Genomic DNA, 17,484 nt, shown 5'->3' with positions numbered 1-17,484 from the left:
GGTCTACGAACTCCTCGATCAAACGGTACGAGCGCCGCGACGGTCCGGCGCCACACCTATTCTCGCTGGTGAACGGTCGTTTCCCTGGCCACGACCCGCAGAAGGTACGTCGTCGGGGCCAGGGCGGACCCTACCGCGAGGGTCAGACAAAGTGCGCCGATGCCCAGCAGGACGCCCCATGGCACGGTCGTCGGTACGTCGGACAGACCCGAGGTCATCGCGTGGCGGATCAGCACGCCGACCGTCACCGTGATGACGGTCCCGAGGCTGAGGGCGATCGTCCCGACCAGGGACGACTCCCAGAGCACCATCCGCCGCAGCTGGGCGGGCGTCGCGCCGAGCAACCGTGAGGTGACGAACTCGTGGCGGCGCTGCAGGCTGCCCATCAGGAGCGTGTTGGCGATCGCGATGGCGCTGTAGAGCGCGGCCGGCCCGAGCAGCATGACGAGCCCGAGCCGATTCCCCTTCCGAATGCCCTCCGCCTGGTCGGCCTCCCAGTCGGCGGCCAGTTGCGCACCGGGAATCCGCTGCACCAGATCGGTGGGCGAGACCCCGTCGTACGGCAGCACGAAGCTCCGGGCGACCTGGGCCTGCGGTGCGTGCTTGTGCGCGAGGTCGAGCGGGATGAGGAACGACGGGTTCACGCCGAACGCGTCCTTCACGATCGCGACCACCCGGAGCTTCACCGGCGTCCGGTCGGGGAACACCAGCGGAATCTCGTCGCCGACGTGATAGTTCTCCAACCCCGCCATTTCCTTGCTGACGGCAACCGTATTGCCGGTCAGCCGGCCGAGATCGCCGGACCGCACGGTCAGGTCCCGGGTCTGCGATGCGAGGCCCGGATCGATCCCCTCGGCGTCCTCGAGCTGCGCGTAGTCGGCAGCGACCCGCACCACCTGAAGCTGCAACCCCGCATCCACCGCCTTCACCCCAGCGCTGTCAACGGGAGCGGAACCTGTGACAACGATCGGCGCCCGGACCGCGTCCCGGATGGTCGCCGCCGCACTGTCTGCGGCAAAGCTGAGGCTCAGCACCATCGACCCGGCGATCGCCGAGATCGAGAGGATCGGCGCCGCGAGTGAAGCGCTCCGCCGCGGTGCCGCGAGCACGTTGCTCCGGGCCAGCCGACCCGACACCTGGGTCCACGCGACCAGCGGCACCGCCCACAACCGTCCAATCAGAGGTACGACGAGCGGCGCGAGCAACGTCAGCGCGATCACCACCACCATCGGCGTGAACATCGCGAGCGGTACGGCGCCCTCACCGCTCGACGGCCGGATCAACGTCAGCATGGTGATCGCACCGGCGAGGAACAGCAGCCCGAACACGACCCGCACCGGCCCGATTCGCGGCGGCTCCAGAGCGGCCTCCCGCAACGCGTCGATGGGCCCAACCCGGCCCGCCCGCCGCGCTGCAGAACGCGCACCGAGCATCGCGACCAGCAGCCCCGCCCCGACGGCGATCGCGAGCGGGACCCATGGCGAGGCCGGCTCCAGCTTCACGGGCGCCAACTCGGTGTACGACGCCTTGCGCAGCAACAGCGGCGTCGCGAGCTGAGCCGCGAACGCCCCGGTCAGCGATGCGGCGAGCGCGACGACGACCGCCTCGCCGAGCACCATCCGGCGGATCTGGTGCGGGGTCGCGCCGATCAGCCGCAGCAGCCCGAGCTCGCGCCGCCGCGCCGCGACGGCGAACGCGAACGTGCTGGCGATCACGAAGATCGTGATGAACCCGCTGATCGTCCCGACCAGGCTGAGCACGGTCTGCAAACCGGACACGTCGGCGTCCGACAATGGCACCCTCACGTTCTGAGGCGCCGTACCGTCGCCGCCGAGGGTGGTGACGCTGATGCTCGCCGCGGCCGGCCCGTGGTACGCGATCGTCGCGGCCGTCGCGGTCGCAGCCAGCCCGAGCAGGAACACCCCCACCGCGAGCGCCACGAACGAACCGGCGTACAGCGATCGGTGCCGGCCGACGGTTTGCCGGCTGAGGAAGAACATCATCGCTCCAGGTCGCTCATCGCCGCCGCGATCTGCGCGGGCGTGGCGCGATCGAGGTGGCCCGCGAGCAGCCCGTCGGACAGGAACAGGACGCGCTCGGCGTACGCGGCCGCGACCGGATCGTGGGTCACCATCACGACGGTCTGCCCGGCGCGGTCGGTTGCCTCGCGCAACAGTCCGAGGATCTGCCGGCTGGTGCCGCTGTCCAGCGCGCCGGTCGGCTCGTCGGCGAAGAACACCGACGGCCGGGTGATCAAGGCCCGCGCGATCGCGACCCGCTGCTGCTGGCCGCCGGACAGCTCGGCCGGCCGCCGCTTCGCCTTCCCGTCCAGACCGACTTGTTCCAGCACCCGCTGTACGTCGTTCCGCGCCGGGCGGCGACCGGTGAGACGCAGCGGGAGCGCCACGTTGTCGTACACGGTCAGCGACGGCAGCAGGTTGTACGCCTGGAACACGAACCCCATCTCGGCCCGGCGCAGTTTAGTGAGCTCTACCTCATTCAGCCCCAGCAGGGTGACTCCGTTGAGCACCACGGTCCCTGTGGTCGGCTGGTCGAGTCCAGCCGCGCACTGCAGCAGCGTCGACTTACCGGAGCCGGACGGGCCCATCACGGCGGTGAACGAGCCACGGGCGAAGTGGTAGGTCACGCCGCGCAGCGCGTCGACTGCTCCGGCCTTGGAACGGTACGTCTTGGTGATGCCGTCCAGCACGAGCGCAGGCCGCTCGGCCGGTGTGGTGTACGGATAGGTGGGCGCGGTAGCGGTCATGGTCCCAGCAAACCGTCGTACGGCGTTCTGAGCCCTGGCCCACGGGGGAGACCTGCAGTAGCGCGCACGCTACCGCGCCGGCGCTGTCTCCCGCCTAGGGTTGGCACGGTGGAGAGACCTATGACGGTGTGGGCCGCGCTGGCGTCGCCGCGGTACCTGATCTCGTCGTGGCCGTGGCGCGTGTACGCGTACCTCCTCACGTCGGTGCCGGTCGGCGTTCTGGCGATCGGGGTGCTGATCGGGCTCGCCGGTCTGAGCGCGCTGCTGAGCCCGATCCTGATCGGGATCGTGATGATCGGTGCGTTCCCGCTGATCGGGGTGCTGATCGGCCGGGTCGAGCGGTGGCGGGCCGGGCTGATGCTCCTTGACGGGATCAGCAGCCCGCACGCGAGCCTGCCCGCCGGGTTGTCGCTGAAGGCGCGGCTGACCTTCCGGCGGCGCGAGCAGGCGTCGATGCGGGCCCTCGGTTACGGGTTCCTGCTCGGCACGTTCGTCTGGCCGCTGAGCGCACTGTTCGGGGGCCTGAGCGCGACGATCCTCGGCATCACGCTCGCGTCGCCGGTGATCGCAGGCAACGGTGACGCGGTGATGCTGGGGTCGTGGGACCTGAACTCGGTCGGCGAAGGTGTTCTGTTCGTGATCGTGTTCGGGCCGCCGTTCTATGCCGTCAGCTCGTACCTGCTCGGGGTGATCGCCGGTGCGGAGGCCTCGCTGGCGAAGGCGGTGCTCGGACCGCGGCAGGAGGAGCTGCAGCGGAATCTGGCCGATCTGCGTCGTTCCCGGCTGGACCTGGTCGACGCGTTCGAGACCGAGCGGGTGCGGATCGAGCGGCACCTGCACGACGGCGTACAGCAGCGGCTGGTCGGGCTCACCATGACGCTCGGGCTCGCTGAGCTGGACCTGCCGGACGGCGAGGGTCGGCGGTTGGTGGTGAAGGCGCACGGCGAGGCGGAGGCGGCGCTCGCGGATCTGCGAGCCGCTGTACGAGGCATTCATCCGCGCGTGCTGGTGGATCACGGGCTGGAGGCCGCCGTACGGGAAGTGGCGGATCGGATGCCGCTGCCGGTGACGGTGCAGTTGTCGATCCCGACGCGGTTGCCGGGGCCGATCGAGGCTGCGGCGTACTTCGTGGTCAGTGAGGCGCTCGCCAACGTCGCCAAGCACGCGCAGGCGTCGACGTGTGAGGTGACCGGCTGGGTGGACCGGGACCGGCTCGTGATCACGGTGCACGACGATGGCGTCGGTGGAGCGCAGTTGGGCGCCGGGACCGGTCTGACCGGGTTGGTGACTCGGTTGGACGCGCTGGGCGGCACACTCGACATCGACAGCCCGCCTGGTGGGCCGACGCGATTGAGGATGGAGTGCCCGTGCCGACTCGGCGATTGAGCATTGTTCTGGCCGAAGACTCTCTGCTGTTGCGGGAGGGTTTGGCCAGCATCCTGGATCGCGCCGGGCACGAGGTACGGGACACGGTGGGGGACGGCGATGCGTTGCTGGCCGTCGTCCGCAAAGACCCGCCGGACCTGGTGATCACCGATGTACGGATGCCGCCCGGGCACAGCGACGAGGGCCTGCGGGCCGCGGCGGCGATCCGGGCGGAGCTGCCCGCGATCGGGATCCTGGTGCTGTCGCAGTACGTCGCCGACGCCTACCTGTCGTCGTTGCTGGAGACAACGACCGGCGGGATCGGGTACCTGCTGAAGGACCGGGTCGGGCATGTGACCGAGTTCCTCGAGTCGCTCGACCGGGTCGCGGACGGCGGGACCGTGGTTGACCCCGAGGTGGTGCGGCAACTGCTGGCGCGGCGCCGGAACGACGGGCCGCTGTCGGCGCTCACGCCGCGCGAGCTCGAGGTGCTCGCATTGATGGCGGAGGGCAGGGTGAACGGGTCGATCGCGGAGCAACTGGTGGTCAGCGAGGCCGCCGTACGCAAGCACGTCGGGAATATCTTCGCCAAGCTGCGGTTGGACGAAGGGTGGGATCGGCGCGTTTCCGCAGTGCTGACGTATCTGAGGGGATAGGTCCTTTCTGGTACTCCAGCACCTACTGCGGGGCACTCGGCACGGCACCTCGCCGCACGGGTGCAAAGGCCACGATGCTCCGCATCGAGACCTTCGCCCACGCACGCCGATGCACCGCGCCGAGCACCTCCTCGCGACGGCGCTGGAGTACCAGAAAGGACCTAGTCATGGACGAGGCGATTCGGAAGATCCTGGCCGAGTGCGACACGTGGGCCGTGGTGGGGCTGTCGAACAACACCAGCAGGGCGGCGTACGGCGTGGCGCGGTTCCTGCAGAGTCACGGGAAGCGGGTCGTGCCGGTGCATCCGGCGGCGGAGACTGTGCACGGCGAGCAGGGGTACGCGACGCTCGCGGACATCCCGTTCCCGGTGGACTGCGTGGACGTGTTCGTGCGGTCCGAGCTGGCCGGCGATATCGCGGACCAGGCGGTGGGAATCAACGCGAAGGCGGTGTGGTTCCAGCTCGACGTAGTGGATCAGGACGCCTACGCACGGACGACGGCTGCGGGCCTCACGATGGTGATGGACCACTGCCCGGCGATCGAGTGGGGACGTCTCGGACCGATCTCTTCCGAAGGGCTCTGATGTTCACGATCGACACATCCACCGGCTTCGGCAAGCGGATCGCACGGCAGCTCGACGACGAACGGGTGGTTTGGCTGACCACCGTCGCCCCGTCGGGTACGCCGGCGCCGACTCCCGTGTGGTTCCTCTGGCACGACGACGAGATCCTGATCAGCAGCGAGCCGGACAAGGCCAAGCTGCGCAACGTCGCCGGTCACCCGCAGGTCACGGTCAACTTCAACGCCACGCACAGCGGGGGAGACGTCGGCGTCATCTCCGGTACGGCGGCGATCGACCCGGACCCGATCGGCGTCGACGCGCTGGCGGCGTACAACGCGAAGTACGCCGACGACATCGCCGGGCTCGGGATGACTCCGGACCAGTTCCACGCCGCCTACTCGGTGCTGATCCGGATCACCCCCGGGAAACTGCGCGGTTTCTAGGCCAGGCTCTAGTTCAGGTAGCCCTCGACCGTGTCGCTGGAGCGGGCGGCGGCGTTGTCGGGGTTCTCGCCGAACTCGCGCTTGGCGCGGCGCTGGCGAAGCAGGTCCCAGCACTGGTCCAGCTCGACCTCGAGCGCCCGCAGCCGGGTCCGCTCGTCGGCGTCGTCCACCTGTCCGGCCGCGTGCTTGGTCCGCAGCTCGTGCTCCTCGGCCACCAGATCGTCGATCCGGCTGAAGATGCTCTTGTCGTCGCTCATGGGGAAACGGTACGCCCGTCCGGAAGCCTCGAGCGCGACAGGAGCTCGGTGACGACCAGGATCGAGATCGCCTCGGCTGCGACCAGGCCGATCAGTACGACGAGTTGGAGCGCGGCTGCCTGGGTCGGTGAGGCCCCGCCGAGGACCATGCCGACGAACGCGCCGGGGAGCGTGACGAGGCCGACCGTGCGGGTCTGATCCAGGGCCGGCAGCAGGGCATCCCCCGCGACCGGGCCGACCACGAGTTTGAACGCGTCCGGTTGCAGCAGCCCGATCGACAGTCCCGCCTCGAACTCGCCGTACCGGGTGCTGTACTCGCTGAGCACCCGCCGTCCCGCGAGTGTGGTCGCGGTCATCGCGCCGCCGACGATGATGCCGCCCATCGGCAGGATGCTCGCCGGGTTCCGCGGTACGACGCCCGGCAGGATCAGCAGGAGCAGTACGGCGAACGCGCCGCTCCCGATCGCGGCCGCGCAGTACATCCACTGCCGCGGGACTATCGCTGTGTGCTGGAGCCGTCGCGTGCTCGTCACGGTCGCGACCACGAACATCAGCAGCACGAACGCGATCGCGCCGAGCGTGTGCTGCAGCGCGATCCCGACCACAGCCCCGACCGCTGCGAGCTGCACGACTGCGCGCAACGCCGCTGTGACGATCCCCTTGTCGTGCCGCAGACCGGCGTACCGGGACGCACCGACGCCGATCGCGATGAGTAACGGCAGGACGACGACAGCCGACCAGCCGAGTCCGGTATGGAGCGACATCTACCGGAAGTCAGCCTCGTCGTACGTCTGCCCGCTCGTCCCGCTCTCCACCTTCGCTGCCTCGTCCGCCCGCAGCTCGACCCGCCGGATCTTCCCGGAGATCGTCTTCGGCAGCTCGGCGAACTCGATCCGCCGGATCCGCTTGTACGGTGCCAGGTGCTCACGGCAGAACGCCAGGATCTCCCCGGCGAGCTCCCGCGACGGTTCGTGCCCGGCCGCGAGAACGACGTACGCCTTCGGTACGGCGAGACGCACCGGATCCGGCGACGGTACGACGGCCGCCTCGGCGACGGCCGGATGCTCGATCAGCACCGACTCGAGCTCGAACGGGGAGATGCGGTAGTCGCTGGCCTTGAACACGTCGTCGGAGCGCCCGACGTACGTGATGTAGCCGTCCTCGTCCCGGCTCGCGACATCGCCGGTGTGGTAGTACCCGTTCCGCATCACCTCTTCGGTGAGCTCCTGCGCGTCCCGGTACCCGCGCATCAGCGGGACCGGCGCGGGCGCCAACTCGATGCAGATCTCGCCGTCGTCGCCGATCTCGTCCGTGGACGGGTCGATCAGCGCGATGCTGTACCCGGGCAACGGGCGGCCCATCGAGCCGAGCTTGACCGGCTGGCCGGGCGGGTTCCCGATCTGCGCGGTCGTCTCGGTCTGCCCGTACCCGTCCCGGATCGTGATGCCCCAGGCGTTCCGGACCTGGTCGATCACCTCGGGGTTCAACGGCTCACCCGCCGAGATGCACTCGCGGATGCGGACCTCGACCGCGGACAGGTCCGCCTGGATCAGCATCCGCCACACCGTCGGCGGGGCGCAGAACGTGGTCACGCCGTACTCCTGCAGCACCTGCAGCATCTTCTCGGCGCTGAACCGCGTGTAGTTGTAGAGGAAGACGGTCGCGCCCGCGTTCCACGGCGCGAACACGTTGCTCCATGAGTGCTTCGCCCAGCCGGGAGAGGAGACGTTGAGGTGTACGTCGCCGGGCTGCAGGCCGATCCAGTACATCGTGGACAGGTGGCCGACCGGGTAGCTCACCTGCGTGTGCTCGACCAGCTTCGGCTGGCTCGTCGTACCGGACGTGAAGTAGAGCAGCAGCGAGTCGTCGGCTGCGGTGTCGACCTCAGGCACCGGTCCGTCGTACGACGCCGAGTCCTCGAAGTTGAGCCAGCCTTCGGCCGCGGAGCCGACGGCGACGCGGATGCAGTGGTCGGCGATCCCGGCGTACCTGCCGGCGTCGGCGCCGCTGGTGACGACCGCGCGGACGTTGCCGCGCGAGATCCGGTCCGCGAGATCGGCGTCGGTGAGCAGCGTGGTGGCGGGGATCATCACCGCTCCGGCGCGGATGCAGCCGAGCATCGTCTCCCACAGCTCGACCTGGTTGCCGAGGACGATCAGCACCCGGTCGCCCGGCTTCAGGCCTGCCTCGGTCAGCCAGCCGGCCACCTGGCGGGACCGCTCGCCCATCTCGGCGTACGTCCGCGAGTTGACCTCGCCGTCCTCCTCGACGATCGTCAGCGCGGCCACCTCGGGCTGCTCGACGGCGAGCGCGTCGAACCAGTCACGTGCCCAGTTGAACCGCTCGAACGCCGGCCAGCTGAAGTCCCGGTACGCCGTCTCGTAGTCCTCCCGGTGCGCCACCAAGAAGTCGCGCGCCGCCCGGAACTCCCGGGTGACCTCCGAAGTGCTCTGCTCCGTCGCCATGTTGCGCACACTACCCATTCAGCGCGAGAACGGCTCCCGTGACGACCAGTGGTGTAAGGATGAGTCCGCGCCACAGGAACGACCACCAGGAGATGTCCACGCGGGCGGCGTCGCAGCGGGCCTGCCAGATCAATGTGGCGAGCGAACCCCAGAGGGTGAGCAGGCAACCGCAGTTGACGCCGATGAGCAGTGCAAGCATGCGGTGCGGGCTGTCTGAGGCGACCGGTTCCATGGCCAGGTACGCCGGGAGGTTGTCGAAGAGGTTCGCACCGAGTGCAGCGGTCGCGCTCAGTCGAAGCTCGGAGGTGGTGCCGGCTACCCGCCGCAACAGGTCCTCGAGACCGTGCGAGCTCAGGAACCCGACCACGGCGAACAGCACCACGACGGTGCCGACCAGCTTGAACGGGATCAGTGACCACTTGAGGACGCTGCGCCGCCGTACCGCGAACAGGACGACCAGCACGAGCGCCCCGATGCTCGCGGGCCACGCCACCTCGATGCCCGAGACGAACGCCGGGCCGAGTAGGAGGCAGACACCTGCGCAGCCCCAGAACAGGACCTTGTCGTCGACTGCAGGTGTCGGCGGGACGACGTACCGGCGTGGCAGGTCGCGGTGGAAGAGCGCTGCGAGCACTACGACTGTGATGAGGATCGCGGCGATGGCAGGGCGCCAGCTCACGGACAGGTAGTTGACGTCCAGCTGGCGGAACGGGTGCGCGGCCAGCAGGTTCGTGAGGTTGGACACCGGCAGCAGGAGGGACGCCGTACCTGCCAGCCAGACCGTGGTGAACGCGAACAGCTTTGGTGGGATCTGCAGCTGGCGGGCCATCGACAGGACCACAGGTGTCAGCAGCACTGCGCAAGTGTCCAGAGACAGCACGATCGTCAGGCCCGTGGCCAGCGCGACCACCAGCAGCCAGAGCCGCCAGACCCGGCCGCGGGCGAGGTGCGCGGCTTCCCGCGCCGCGACGTCGAACACCTTGGCCTGGTCGGCCAGCTCGGCGATGACGGTCACTGCGACCAGGAACACCAGCACCGGCGCGATCCGCTCGACCAAATTCGGGTCCTCTCCAGTGGGTGTTTGAGTACGCTGTCTAGGTGCCGGACCAGTATGACCACGAGCCTCCGGACGGCTATCCGGCGGAATACGAGGCCGATGTCGTCCTGCGGGACGGCGCGACCGCGCACCTGCGGCCGATCACGCCGGACGATGCCGCCTTGCTGGTGGCGTTCTACGGGCGGGTGTCCGAACAATCGAAGTACTACCGCTTCTTCGCCCCGTACCCGGAACTGTCCGAGCGCGATGTGGCGAGGTTCACGCAGGTCGACTACCACCAGCGGCTCGCACTGATCGTCACGGTCGGTGACGAGATGATCGGCGTCGGACGCTACGAGGGCACCAGCCGGAGTACGGCGGAAGTCGCGTTCCTGATCGAGGACGCACACCAGGGACGCGGACTCGGGCAGCTGCTGCTCGAGCACCTGGCGCAGGCGGCCCGGGAGAACGGCATCCACCGGTTCGTCGCCGAGGTGCTGCCGGACAACCGGAAGATGATCACGGTCTTCACCGAGGCCGGGTACAAGGTCGCCCGGGAGTTCGAGGACGGCGTGATCATGGTCGAGTTCGACATCGCGCCGACCGACACGTCGTTCGGAGTGATGCAGGCCCGCGAGCAGCGCTCCGAGGCGCTGTCGATCGCTCGGCTGCTGACCCCTGGGAGTGTCGCGGTGATCGGCGCGAGCCGCCGCGAAGGCACGATCGGCAACGCGCTCCTGCGGAACCTCCGCGACGGCGGTTTCCCCGGGCGGCTGTACGCCGTCAACACCGACACGAAAGCATCGGAGATCGAGGGCGTCCCGGCGTACCCGACGATCCGGGAGGTCGAGGACACCGTCGACCTCGCGGTGGTCGCGGTCAAGGCAGAGATGGTCGCGGACGTCGTCCTGGACTGCGCGGCCAAGGGTGTGCGCGGGCTGGTCGTGGTGTCGAGCGGGTTCGCGGAGATCGGGGACGAGGGGCGCAAGCGGCAGCGGTACCTGGTCGGTCTCGCGCGGTCGTACGGCATGCGGGTGATCGGTCCGAACGCGCTGGGCCTGATCAACACCGCGACCGGGGTCTCGTTGAACGCGACGTTGTCGCCGCTGATGCCGAGCAAGGGCCGGGTCGCGTTCTTCTGCCAGTCCGGCGCGCTCGGCGTACCGATCCTTGCCGACATGGTGGGCCGTGGTCTCGGGCTGTCGAGCTTCGTGTCGGCGGGCAACCGGGCGGATGTCTCGGGCAACGACCTGATGCAGTACTGGTACTCCGACGAGGCCACCGAGGTCGTCCTGCTGTACCTGGAGTCGCTCGGCAACCCGCGCAAGTTCAGCCGGGTGGCGCGGCGGCTCGCGGGGCGGAAGCCGGTGATCGCGCTGAAGTCCGGGCGCGCCACCCAGGGCGTGCCGGTCGGGCAGCTCGTCCGGCGCAGTCATTTGCCGCCGGCAAGCATCGAGTCGATGTTCCGGCAGAGCGGCCTGATCGGGGTGGACACCACCGGCGAACTGTTCGACGTCGCCCAGTTGCTCGCACACCAGCCGTTGCCGAAGGGCCGCCGGGTCGCGATCGTCTCGAACTCGGACGCGCTGACGCTGCTCGCACTCGACACCATGGCCGGCTGTGGGCTGGACGTCGCGGGCGAGCCGCGGAACCTGAGCGCCGACGCGACCCCGTCCGACTTCGGTCTCGCGCTGTCCGAGGTGTTCGCCGACGACAAGGTGCACTCGGTCGTGGTGATCTACACACCGCCGGTGCAGTCGAACGGCGGCGAGGTCGCGCAGGTGCTCGCCGCGGCCGCCGCGGGCTCGGACAAGCCGGTGGTGTCGACGTTCCTCGCGTCCCGCAGTGTGCCCGCCGAGCTGCAGGTACCGGACGAAGACGGTGGCGCCGCCCGCGGTTCGATCCCGTCGTTCCTCAACCCGCAGTACGCCGTCGGCGCGCTGGCGAAGGCGACGCAGTACGCCGAATGGCGGCGCCGATCCGACAGCCGGATCCCGGATCTGCCGGACATCGACACCGCCGGGGGAGAGGACTTCGTCGCGGACTTCCTGCGGCGGAACCCGGCCGGCGCGTATCTCGACGAGGCCGATCGGCAGCGGCTGCTGGCCTTCTACGGCATCCCGGTGCTTCCGGCGTACCCGGTGCTGTCCGCGGACGAGGCCGTCGACCGGGCCGCGGACCTCGGGTTCGAGGTGATCCTGAAGGCGACCGCGGAGCAGTGGCGGATGCGGCCGGACCTCGCCGACATCTGGCGGCACATCCACGACGAGGAGGACATGCGCGCGGCCTGGGCCGAGATGACTCACACGTTCGGCGTCGCGTCGGATCCGGCGCGGGCGCAGTTCGTCGTACAGAAGATGGCGCCGCCGGGCGTACCGGTGGTGATCTCGACGATCGAGGACGTGTCCTTCGGGCCGGTGGTGACGTTCGGGCTGTCCGGCGTCGCGACGGATCTCCTCGGCGACCGCTCGTACCGGATGCCGCCGCTCACCACCCGCGACGCCGCCGAGATGGTCCGCGAGGTGAAGGCCGCACCCCTCCTCTACGGCTACCGCGGCTCGGACCCCGTCGACATCCCGGCGATCGAGGACCTCCTGCACCGAGTGTCCCGCCTGACCCTCGACCTGGAGGAAGTAGTCCGCCTGGACCTCCGCTCCGTCCTCGTCTCAGCCCAAGGCGCCACCGTCCTCGACACCAGAATCCGCATAGCCCCCAACGAAAAACCCCGCCAAGACACCCCCGCCCGCCGCCTCACCTAACCCCCACCAACCCCGCCACCAACCCACCGGCAACCCCGCCACCATCCCCGGCCCGGGCGTCGCCGTTCCCGCGGCAGGCGATGACCCATGGATCTGGCAAAAGAGCGGCTACCCGGGCTCTTGTGACGGATGCGTGGGTCGGTTGGGTTGAGTTGGGCGTCACCGAGTGGCCGGTCGTCGACGTACAGGACTGGATATCCCCTCGTGTTGGGGGTTCTCCGTTGGTACGCGAGGGGAGAACCCCCAACGCGAGGGGATAACCGCTCTTGTGGTGGAGCGTGGATCGGATCCGGACGGCTCCCCGTGAGCGCGGTCGGCCGGTTGTCGGGCGAAGGGACATGTTCTGGGTGCTGCGGACAGGGAATATGTGGTGCGAGCCCACCAGAACCTGTCGCACGGGCCTGCAGCCGGGCGAGCCGACGGGGGCTCTCAGTGGGTGCGGGTGTAGATGCTGTTCTTGCGGTTGAGGAGGTTGGTGTCGACTAGGCCTCGGCGGAGGGCGGCGTGGTCGGGGTGCCAGTGGTTGAGGATGTTGTTGACCTCGGACTCGGGGTACGGGCGGCCTACCTCGAACGACTGCACGAGGTACTCGAGGACGATGCGGTACTTGTCCGGGAACGTCGGGAAGTGGGTCAGCCGTCCGTCGCGGACGAACGACTTCAGTACGTTGTCGCGCGCCGGATCGGGATCCAGCGGAACGCGGTCCGGCCTGCTCTCCCGTACGGCGTCCTTGAACGCGCCCTCGTCCGCCGTGAACCCGTCCCGGCTCGCCGCGATCAGCCCGCCCTTGGTCAGCCGCTGCAGCGCCTTCACCACGACCGACGCGTCGAGTCCGGTGCTCCCGGCAACCTGCTCGGGAGTGGAGGCGCCGAGGACGATGGCGGAGTACGTCCGCAACCTCGACGGTTCGGCCAGCAGACCACAGAGCTGATCGGCGTTCATGTCTTTCACGCTAACGCTCACCGCAACCGGATTAGGATCGGCGGCATGCACCCTGGACCGCACAACGCGATCACCGATGTCCCCGGAATTCTGGTCGGCCAGGTCGAGCGCCGCGACCCGCCGTACCTGACGGGTACGACGGTCGTGCACGTCCCGGGAACCGCCGTCGCCGGGGTCGATGTCCGCGGTGGCGCGCCCGGCACCCGCGAGACCGACCTGCTCGCGCCGGTGAACTCGAACGGCGGCGTGAACGCGATTGTCCTGACCGGCGGCAGCGCGTTCGGGCTCGACACCGCCGGCGGCGTGATGCGCTGGCTGGAGGAGCGCGGTGAGGGCGTCCGCGTCGGTCAGGGCGAGTACGACGTGGTGCCGATCGTGCCGGCCGCCGTGATCTTCGACCTCGCCCGCGGCGGCGACTTCAAGGCCCGGCCGGAACCGTCCTGGGGAGCGGACGCGATCGCCGCCGCCACCGACGGCCCGGTTGCCCTGGGCAACCATGGTGCCGGGGCCGGTGCCCGGGCCCGGTCGCTGAAGGGCGGCGTCGGCTCGGCGAGCGTCCGGCTCGACGACGGTACGACGGTCGGCGCGCTGGTGGTCGTCAACGCGGCCGGCTCCACGGTCGATGCCGACGGCAACCTGTACGGCGCCCGCCTCGGACTCGGCGACGAGTTCGCGCACCTACGGACCCCGGTCGAGCCGCCGCCGGCCACCGAGCCGGGCCGCAACCTCATCCCCGGCCCTTCGATGAACACGGTCATCGCCATCGTCGCCACCGACATACCGCTGGACAAGGCCGCGACCCAGCGGATGGCGATGGTCGCGCACGACGGCCTGGCGCGGGCGATCGACCCGATCCACACGCTGGTCGACGGCGACAGCATCTTCGCGCTCTCGACCCGGACGTCGGACGAGTCGCGGCTGAGCGTGACCGATCCGACTGCGATCGGGCAGCTCGAGACCGTGTACGCCGCGGGCGCGCGGACGCTGTCGCGGGCGATCGTGCACGCGATGCTGAACGCCGAGTCGGTGGACACCCCGACCGGCACGATCCCGAGCTACCGCGACGCCTACCCGTCGGCCTTCCGGACCGACTGATCTGAGGCTGCCGTACGACTCGGGTCGTACGCCGTACCGCCGAAAGGCACCGGAACGCGACCACAAGACCCGTCCGCGGGCCGACGATCGTTGGCGGTGATCGCGACAGGCTCTGGGCATGAACTTTCAGAATGTGTTGAGCGGACACGGCCTGGTGAAGCACTACGGCAGCGTGGTCGGCCTGGCCGGCGTGGACGTCGCTGTCCGGTCCGGCGAAGCTCTCGCGGTCATGGGCCCGAGCGGCAACGGCAAGACCACCCTGCTGCACGTGCTCGCCGGCATCCTCACGCCGGACCAGGGTGAGGTGTGGCTGGCCGGTGAACGCGTCGACCAGCTGAACGACGCTGCCCGGACGGTACTGCGGCGCCGCCGCCTCGGCTTCGTGTTCCAGGACAACCAGCTGCTCGCCGAGCTGCCCGCGGACGAGAACGTCGCCCTGCCGCTGATGGTCGACGGCCTGAGCCGGCGCGAGGCGATCGGACGGGCCCGTACGACTCTCGCCCAGGTCGGGCTGGCCGCCGAGGTCGGTCGCCGTCCGGGTGAACTGTCCGGCGGTCAAGCGCAACGGGTCGCGATCGCGCGGGCTCTGGTCGGCGAGCCGCAGGTGGTATTCGCCGACGAGCCAACCGGCGCATTGGACGCCACCACCGGCTCACAGGTCATCGACCTGCTCGTAGGCGCCGCAACCTACCGAGGCGCGGCAGTAGTAGTCGTCACCCACGACAACGCCGTAGCCGCCCGCTGCCACCGGGCCCTCCACATCGTCGACGGTCGGGTCAGCGACGCCATGGGAGCCGTGCGATGAATCCGATGACTGAGCTCGGTCTGCGGTTCGTACGGCGGCCTGGGCCGGGCGGACGTGCTGCGAACCTTGCTGCGTTCGGCGCGACTGCCGTGGTCGCGCTGCTCGTGTCGTTTCTGATTGCCGGCTCGCTCGGCTTGTCGCAGCGGTCGGAGCGGATCGGGTGGCGGACTGCGGACAAGGCCGATCCGGCGACCGCGATCGGCTCGCTGAATCTGGACGACGACCAGCGCGTCGACGGTCACCGCTTGAGCGTTCTCGACCTCGCGGTCCTCCGTCCCAACGAGCTCGCGCCACCACCCGGGCTCGACCACACACCGAAGCCAGGCGAGGTCTACGTCTCGCCTGAGGTCGCCAAACGCTGGTCGAGCCTCAGGAACCGGTACGGCGTTGACAAACCGACCGGTGTGATCACAGACAAGGGCCTGTCCTCGCCAGAGGAGTTCATCATCATCCGCGGCGTCCGGACGATCCCTGCCGACCAGCACCCGCAGTACGTCAGCAGCTGGAACGAGAAGGTCTGGGACAGCCGCATGGTCGGTCTGCTCATCGCAGTGGCGTTCGGCATCATCCTGGTGCTGTTCCCGATCCTGAGCCTCGTCGGACAGGCCGCTGGTGTCGCAGCCAAGCGTCGCGAGCACCGACTGGCCGCACTACGTCTAGCTGGTGCCACAAGGACCCAGGTGCTCTGGCTGAGTGCAGTAGAACAAGCAGTGCTCGCTGCTGCCGGTGCAGTCGCCGGTCTGGTCGGCTACACCGTTTTGAGTCCACTGATCGCGCAGATCCCACTCGGCGGCGGACGCTGGTACGTCGGCGACATCACGGTCCAGTGGTGGACAGTCCTCGTCGTACTGGTCGCCGTACCCGTCCTGTCCGTCATCAGTGCGCTCATCGGCCTCGGGCGTGTCAGCATCACCCCACTGGGCGTCGTACGCGGTCAAACGCGCAAGGGCCTCAGTGTGCTGCGCATCGGGTTGCTGGTCATCGGTCCGGTGATGCTGGCGTACTACGGGATGCGGGCGGCCGTGCTGCCGTTGCTGATCGCAGTCGGCTTCGCGGCACTCGCCGTACGCGTGGTCGGGCCGTGGGCGGTGCAACTGGTGGGCAAGGCGATGGTGAAGGCAGCAAACGGACCTGTGGCGTTGCTGGCTGGTCGACGCCTGGTAGACGACCCGAAGGGTGCGTTCCGACCTGTGGCCGCACTGGTGCTGTCCGGCTTCGTCACTGGGTTCATCTCGGTGTTCATGCCTCCTGGTGAAGACGACCCGACCTTCAGCGACATGCGGATCGGTGTCGCGTTGCTGCTGTCGCTGGTCTTCCTGACCGTGGCTGCCTCAACCGCTGCGGGTGCAGTGGGTACGGCGTTGGACCAGGCAGCTCCTGCTCGCGCGCTGCGGCGGTCCGGCGTACCGCTGTCGGTGATCGAGCGGGCGTCCCGAGTGGCGGCCGTCGTACCGGTCGTCGGTGTCGGCCTGCCGGTCGTCGGGTTCGGTGCGCTGTGTGGGCTGGCGTTGAGCGGCGGGAAGGTCGTTACGGAGGGGAGTTCCGGGGTACTGCTGCTGCTCGGGCAGGTCGTCGCGGGGCTCGTCCTGGTCACCGTCGCGGGCGCGGCCGGTGCACCGGTCCTGCGGAAGGCAAGTGCGAACTGATCGCGGTTGTCCACAGGTCTCGCAGAGGGTGAACCGCTCCGGAGCGCGGTCGTGCAAGGATTAGGGCATGCGTGACCTGAATACACCGGAGCTCGCGGACACGTCGGCGGACCTGCGCGCGGCGATCGATCGGTGCGGCTACTACCCCGACGTGGTGACCGATTCGCTCGAGGTGGCGATCGCCGGCGAACCGATCCGGGCCTACGTGCTGCAGCACGAGCCCACGTTCGATCGGGACGAGGTCCGGCGGCACATCACGATCCTGGCGCTCACCCCGACCCGGCTGATCGTCGGCCACACCGACGAGCACGCCGCCGACGAACTGATCCGCGCGCCGTACGCGTCGACCTCGACCGAGGCGATCCCGCTGCACCGGGTGAACGCGGTCGTCGTGAACCGCGTCGTACCGAACCCGGCGGGCTACGCCAAGGGCAAGGCCGACCCGGCGGTCGCGGGCAGCGGCGAGGTCGTGCTGACCATCGGGTGGGGCATGGTCAACCGGATCGACCTGGAGCCGGCCGTCTGCGCGGACCCGAACTGCGAGGCCGACCACGGGTACACCGGTTCGGTCGCGGCCGACGACATCTCGCTGCGGATCAGCGCCGCGGCCGACGGCCCGGCCGGGATCCAGCAGGTGCTCGAGTTCGCGAAGGCCCTCTCGTTCGCGACCACCAGCAGGTAGCGC

General features: G+C 69.3%; 16 protein-coding genes. 9 read left to right on the top strand and 7 right to left on the bottom strand.

The window, feature by feature from the left end:
• Nucleotides 1-56 precede the first annotated feature (56 nt).
• Together ACWF0M_RS25025 and ACWF0M_RS25020 are read right to left on the bottom strand one after the other, a co-directional pair.
• Nucleotides 57-2,000: an FtsX-like permease family protein gene (locus ACWF0M_RS25025; RefSeq protein ID WP_452238128.1), complete on the bottom strand. Its 1,944-nt coding sequence runs from the start codon at nt 1,998-2,000 to the stop codon at nt 57-59.
• Nucleotides 2,000-2,767: an ABC transporter ATP-binding protein gene (locus ACWF0M_RS25020; RefSeq protein ID WP_452238127.1), complete on the bottom strand. Its 768-nt coding sequence runs from the start codon at nt 2,765-2,767 to the stop codon at nt 2,000-2,002. The genes ACWF0M_RS25025 and ACWF0M_RS25020 overlap by 1 nt, the downstream gene beginning before the upstream one ends.
• A gap of 120 nt (nt 2,768-2,887) precedes the next feature.
• Here ACWF0M_RS25020 and ACWF0M_RS25015 point away from each other — a divergent pair, with 120 nt between their 5' ends.
• The 4 genes from ACWF0M_RS25015 to ACWF0M_RS25000 all read left to right on the top strand — a co-directional run bounded on the left by ACWF0M_RS25015 (nt 2,888) and on the right by ACWF0M_RS25000 (nt 5,794).
• A complete protein-coding gene (locus ACWF0M_RS25015; RefSeq protein ID WP_452238126.1) occupies nt 2,888-4,153 on the top strand; it encodes a sensor histidine kinase in 1,266 nt (421 codons plus the stop codon).
• Nucleotides 4,135-4,788: a response regulator gene (locus ACWF0M_RS25010; protein ID WP_452238125.1), complete on the top strand. Its 654-nt coding sequence runs from the start codon at nt 4,135-4,137 to the stop codon at nt 4,786-4,788. The genes ACWF0M_RS25015 and ACWF0M_RS25010 overlap by 19 nt, the downstream gene beginning before the upstream one ends.
• A 167-nt stretch (nt 4,789-4,955) precedes the next feature.
• Nucleotides 4,956-5,372 (top strand): CoA-binding protein, encoded by a 417-nt coding sequence (locus ACWF0M_RS25005; protein WP_452238124.1) that lies wholly within the window; start codon nt 4,956-4,958, stop codon nt 5,370-5,372.
• Nucleotides 5,372-5,794 carry a TIGR03667 family PPOX class F420-dependent oxidoreductase gene (locus ACWF0M_RS25000; protein ID WP_452238123.1) on the top strand — a complete coding sequence of 141 codons (423 nt, stop codon included), beginning with the start codon at nt 5,372-5,374 and terminating at the stop codon, nt 5,792-5,794. Before ACWF0M_RS25005 ends, ACWF0M_RS25000 begins: the two co-directional genes overlap by 1 nt.
• A gap of 8 nt (nt 5,795-5,802) precedes the next feature.
• Here ACWF0M_RS25000 and ACWF0M_RS24995 read toward each other — a convergent pair whose 3' ends face one another.
• The 4 genes from ACWF0M_RS24995 to ACWF0M_RS24980 are packed head-to-tail and all read right to left on the bottom strand — an operon-like array spanning nt 5,803 to nt 9,573.
• Nucleotides 5,803-6,051, bottom strand: a complete 249-nt coding sequence (locus ACWF0M_RS24995) for a DUF2630 family protein (protein ID WP_452238122.1) — start codon at nt 6,049-6,051, stop codon at nt 5,803-5,805.
• Complete coding sequence (locus ACWF0M_RS24990) at nt 6,048-6,815, bottom strand: ABC transporter permease (RefSeq protein ID WP_452238121.1); 768 nt, start codon at nt 6,813-6,815, stop codon at nt 6,048-6,050. The genes ACWF0M_RS24995 and ACWF0M_RS24990 overlap by 4 nt, the downstream gene beginning before the upstream one ends.
• Nucleotides 6,816-8,516 (bottom strand): AMP-binding protein, encoded by a 1,701-nt coding sequence (locus ACWF0M_RS24985; protein WP_452238120.1) that lies wholly within the window; start codon nt 8,514-8,516, stop codon nt 6,816-6,818.
• Between the two features lie 10 nt (nt 8,517-8,526).
• Nucleotides 8,527-9,573 carry an SLC13 family permease gene (locus tag ACWF0M_RS24980; protein WP_452238119.1) on the bottom strand — a complete coding sequence of 349 codons (1,047 nt, stop codon included), beginning with the start codon at nt 9,571-9,573 and terminating at the stop codon, nt 8,527-8,529.
• A gap of 41 nt (nt 9,574-9,614) precedes the next feature.
• On the opposite strand from ACWF0M_RS24980, the gene ACWF0M_RS24975 reads away from it, so the two are divergent.
• Nucleotides 9,615-12,311: a bifunctional acetate--CoA ligase family protein/GNAT family N-acetyltransferase gene (locus tag ACWF0M_RS24975; RefSeq protein WP_452238118.1), complete on the top strand. Its 2,697-nt coding sequence runs from the start codon at nt 9,615-9,617 to the stop codon at nt 12,309-12,311.
• 429 nt (nt 12,312-12,740) lie between these two features.
• Here ACWF0M_RS24975 and ACWF0M_RS24970 read toward each other — a convergent pair whose 3' ends face one another.
• Nucleotides 12,741-13,253 (bottom strand): DUF2087 domain-containing protein, encoded by a 513-nt coding sequence (locus tag ACWF0M_RS24970; RefSeq protein ID WP_452238117.1) that lies wholly within the window; start codon nt 13,251-13,253, stop codon nt 12,741-12,743.
• A gap of 45 nt (nt 13,254-13,298) precedes the next feature.
• On the opposite strand from ACWF0M_RS24970, the gene ACWF0M_RS24965 reads away from it, so the two are divergent.
• The 4 genes from ACWF0M_RS24965 to ACWF0M_RS24950 all read left to right on the top strand — a co-directional run bounded on the left by ACWF0M_RS24965 (nt 13,299) and on the right by ACWF0M_RS24950 (nt 17,481).
• Nucleotides 13,299-14,348 carry a P1 family peptidase gene (locus ACWF0M_RS24965; protein WP_452238116.1) on the top strand — a complete coding sequence of 350 codons (1,050 nt, stop codon included), beginning with the start codon at nt 13,299-13,301 and terminating at the stop codon, nt 14,346-14,348.
• A 118-nt stretch (nt 14,349-14,466) separates the two neighbouring features.
• Nucleotides 14,467-15,153: an ABC transporter ATP-binding protein gene (locus tag ACWF0M_RS24960; RefSeq protein ID WP_452238115.1), complete on the top strand. Its 687-nt coding sequence runs from the start codon at nt 14,467-14,469 to the stop codon at nt 15,151-15,153.
• Complete coding sequence (locus ACWF0M_RS24955) at nt 15,150-16,799, top strand: FtsX-like permease family protein (protein ID WP_452238114.1); 1,650 nt, start codon at nt 15,150-15,152, stop codon at nt 16,797-16,799. Before ACWF0M_RS24960 ends, ACWF0M_RS24955 begins: the two co-directional genes overlap by 4 nt.
• A gap of 67 nt (nt 16,800-16,866) precedes the next feature.
• On the top strand, nt 16,867-17,481 hold the full coding sequence (locus ACWF0M_RS24950) for a DUF5998 family protein (RefSeq protein WP_452238113.1): 615 nt from the start codon (nt 16,867-16,869) through the stop codon (nt 17,479-17,481).
• The last annotated feature ends 3 nt before the right edge of the window (nt 17,482-17,484 follow it).

It is taken from the genome of Kribbella sp. NPDC055110 (genome assembly GCF_053607525.1).
This window is presented reverse-complemented; position numbering and strand designations above follow the sequence as displayed.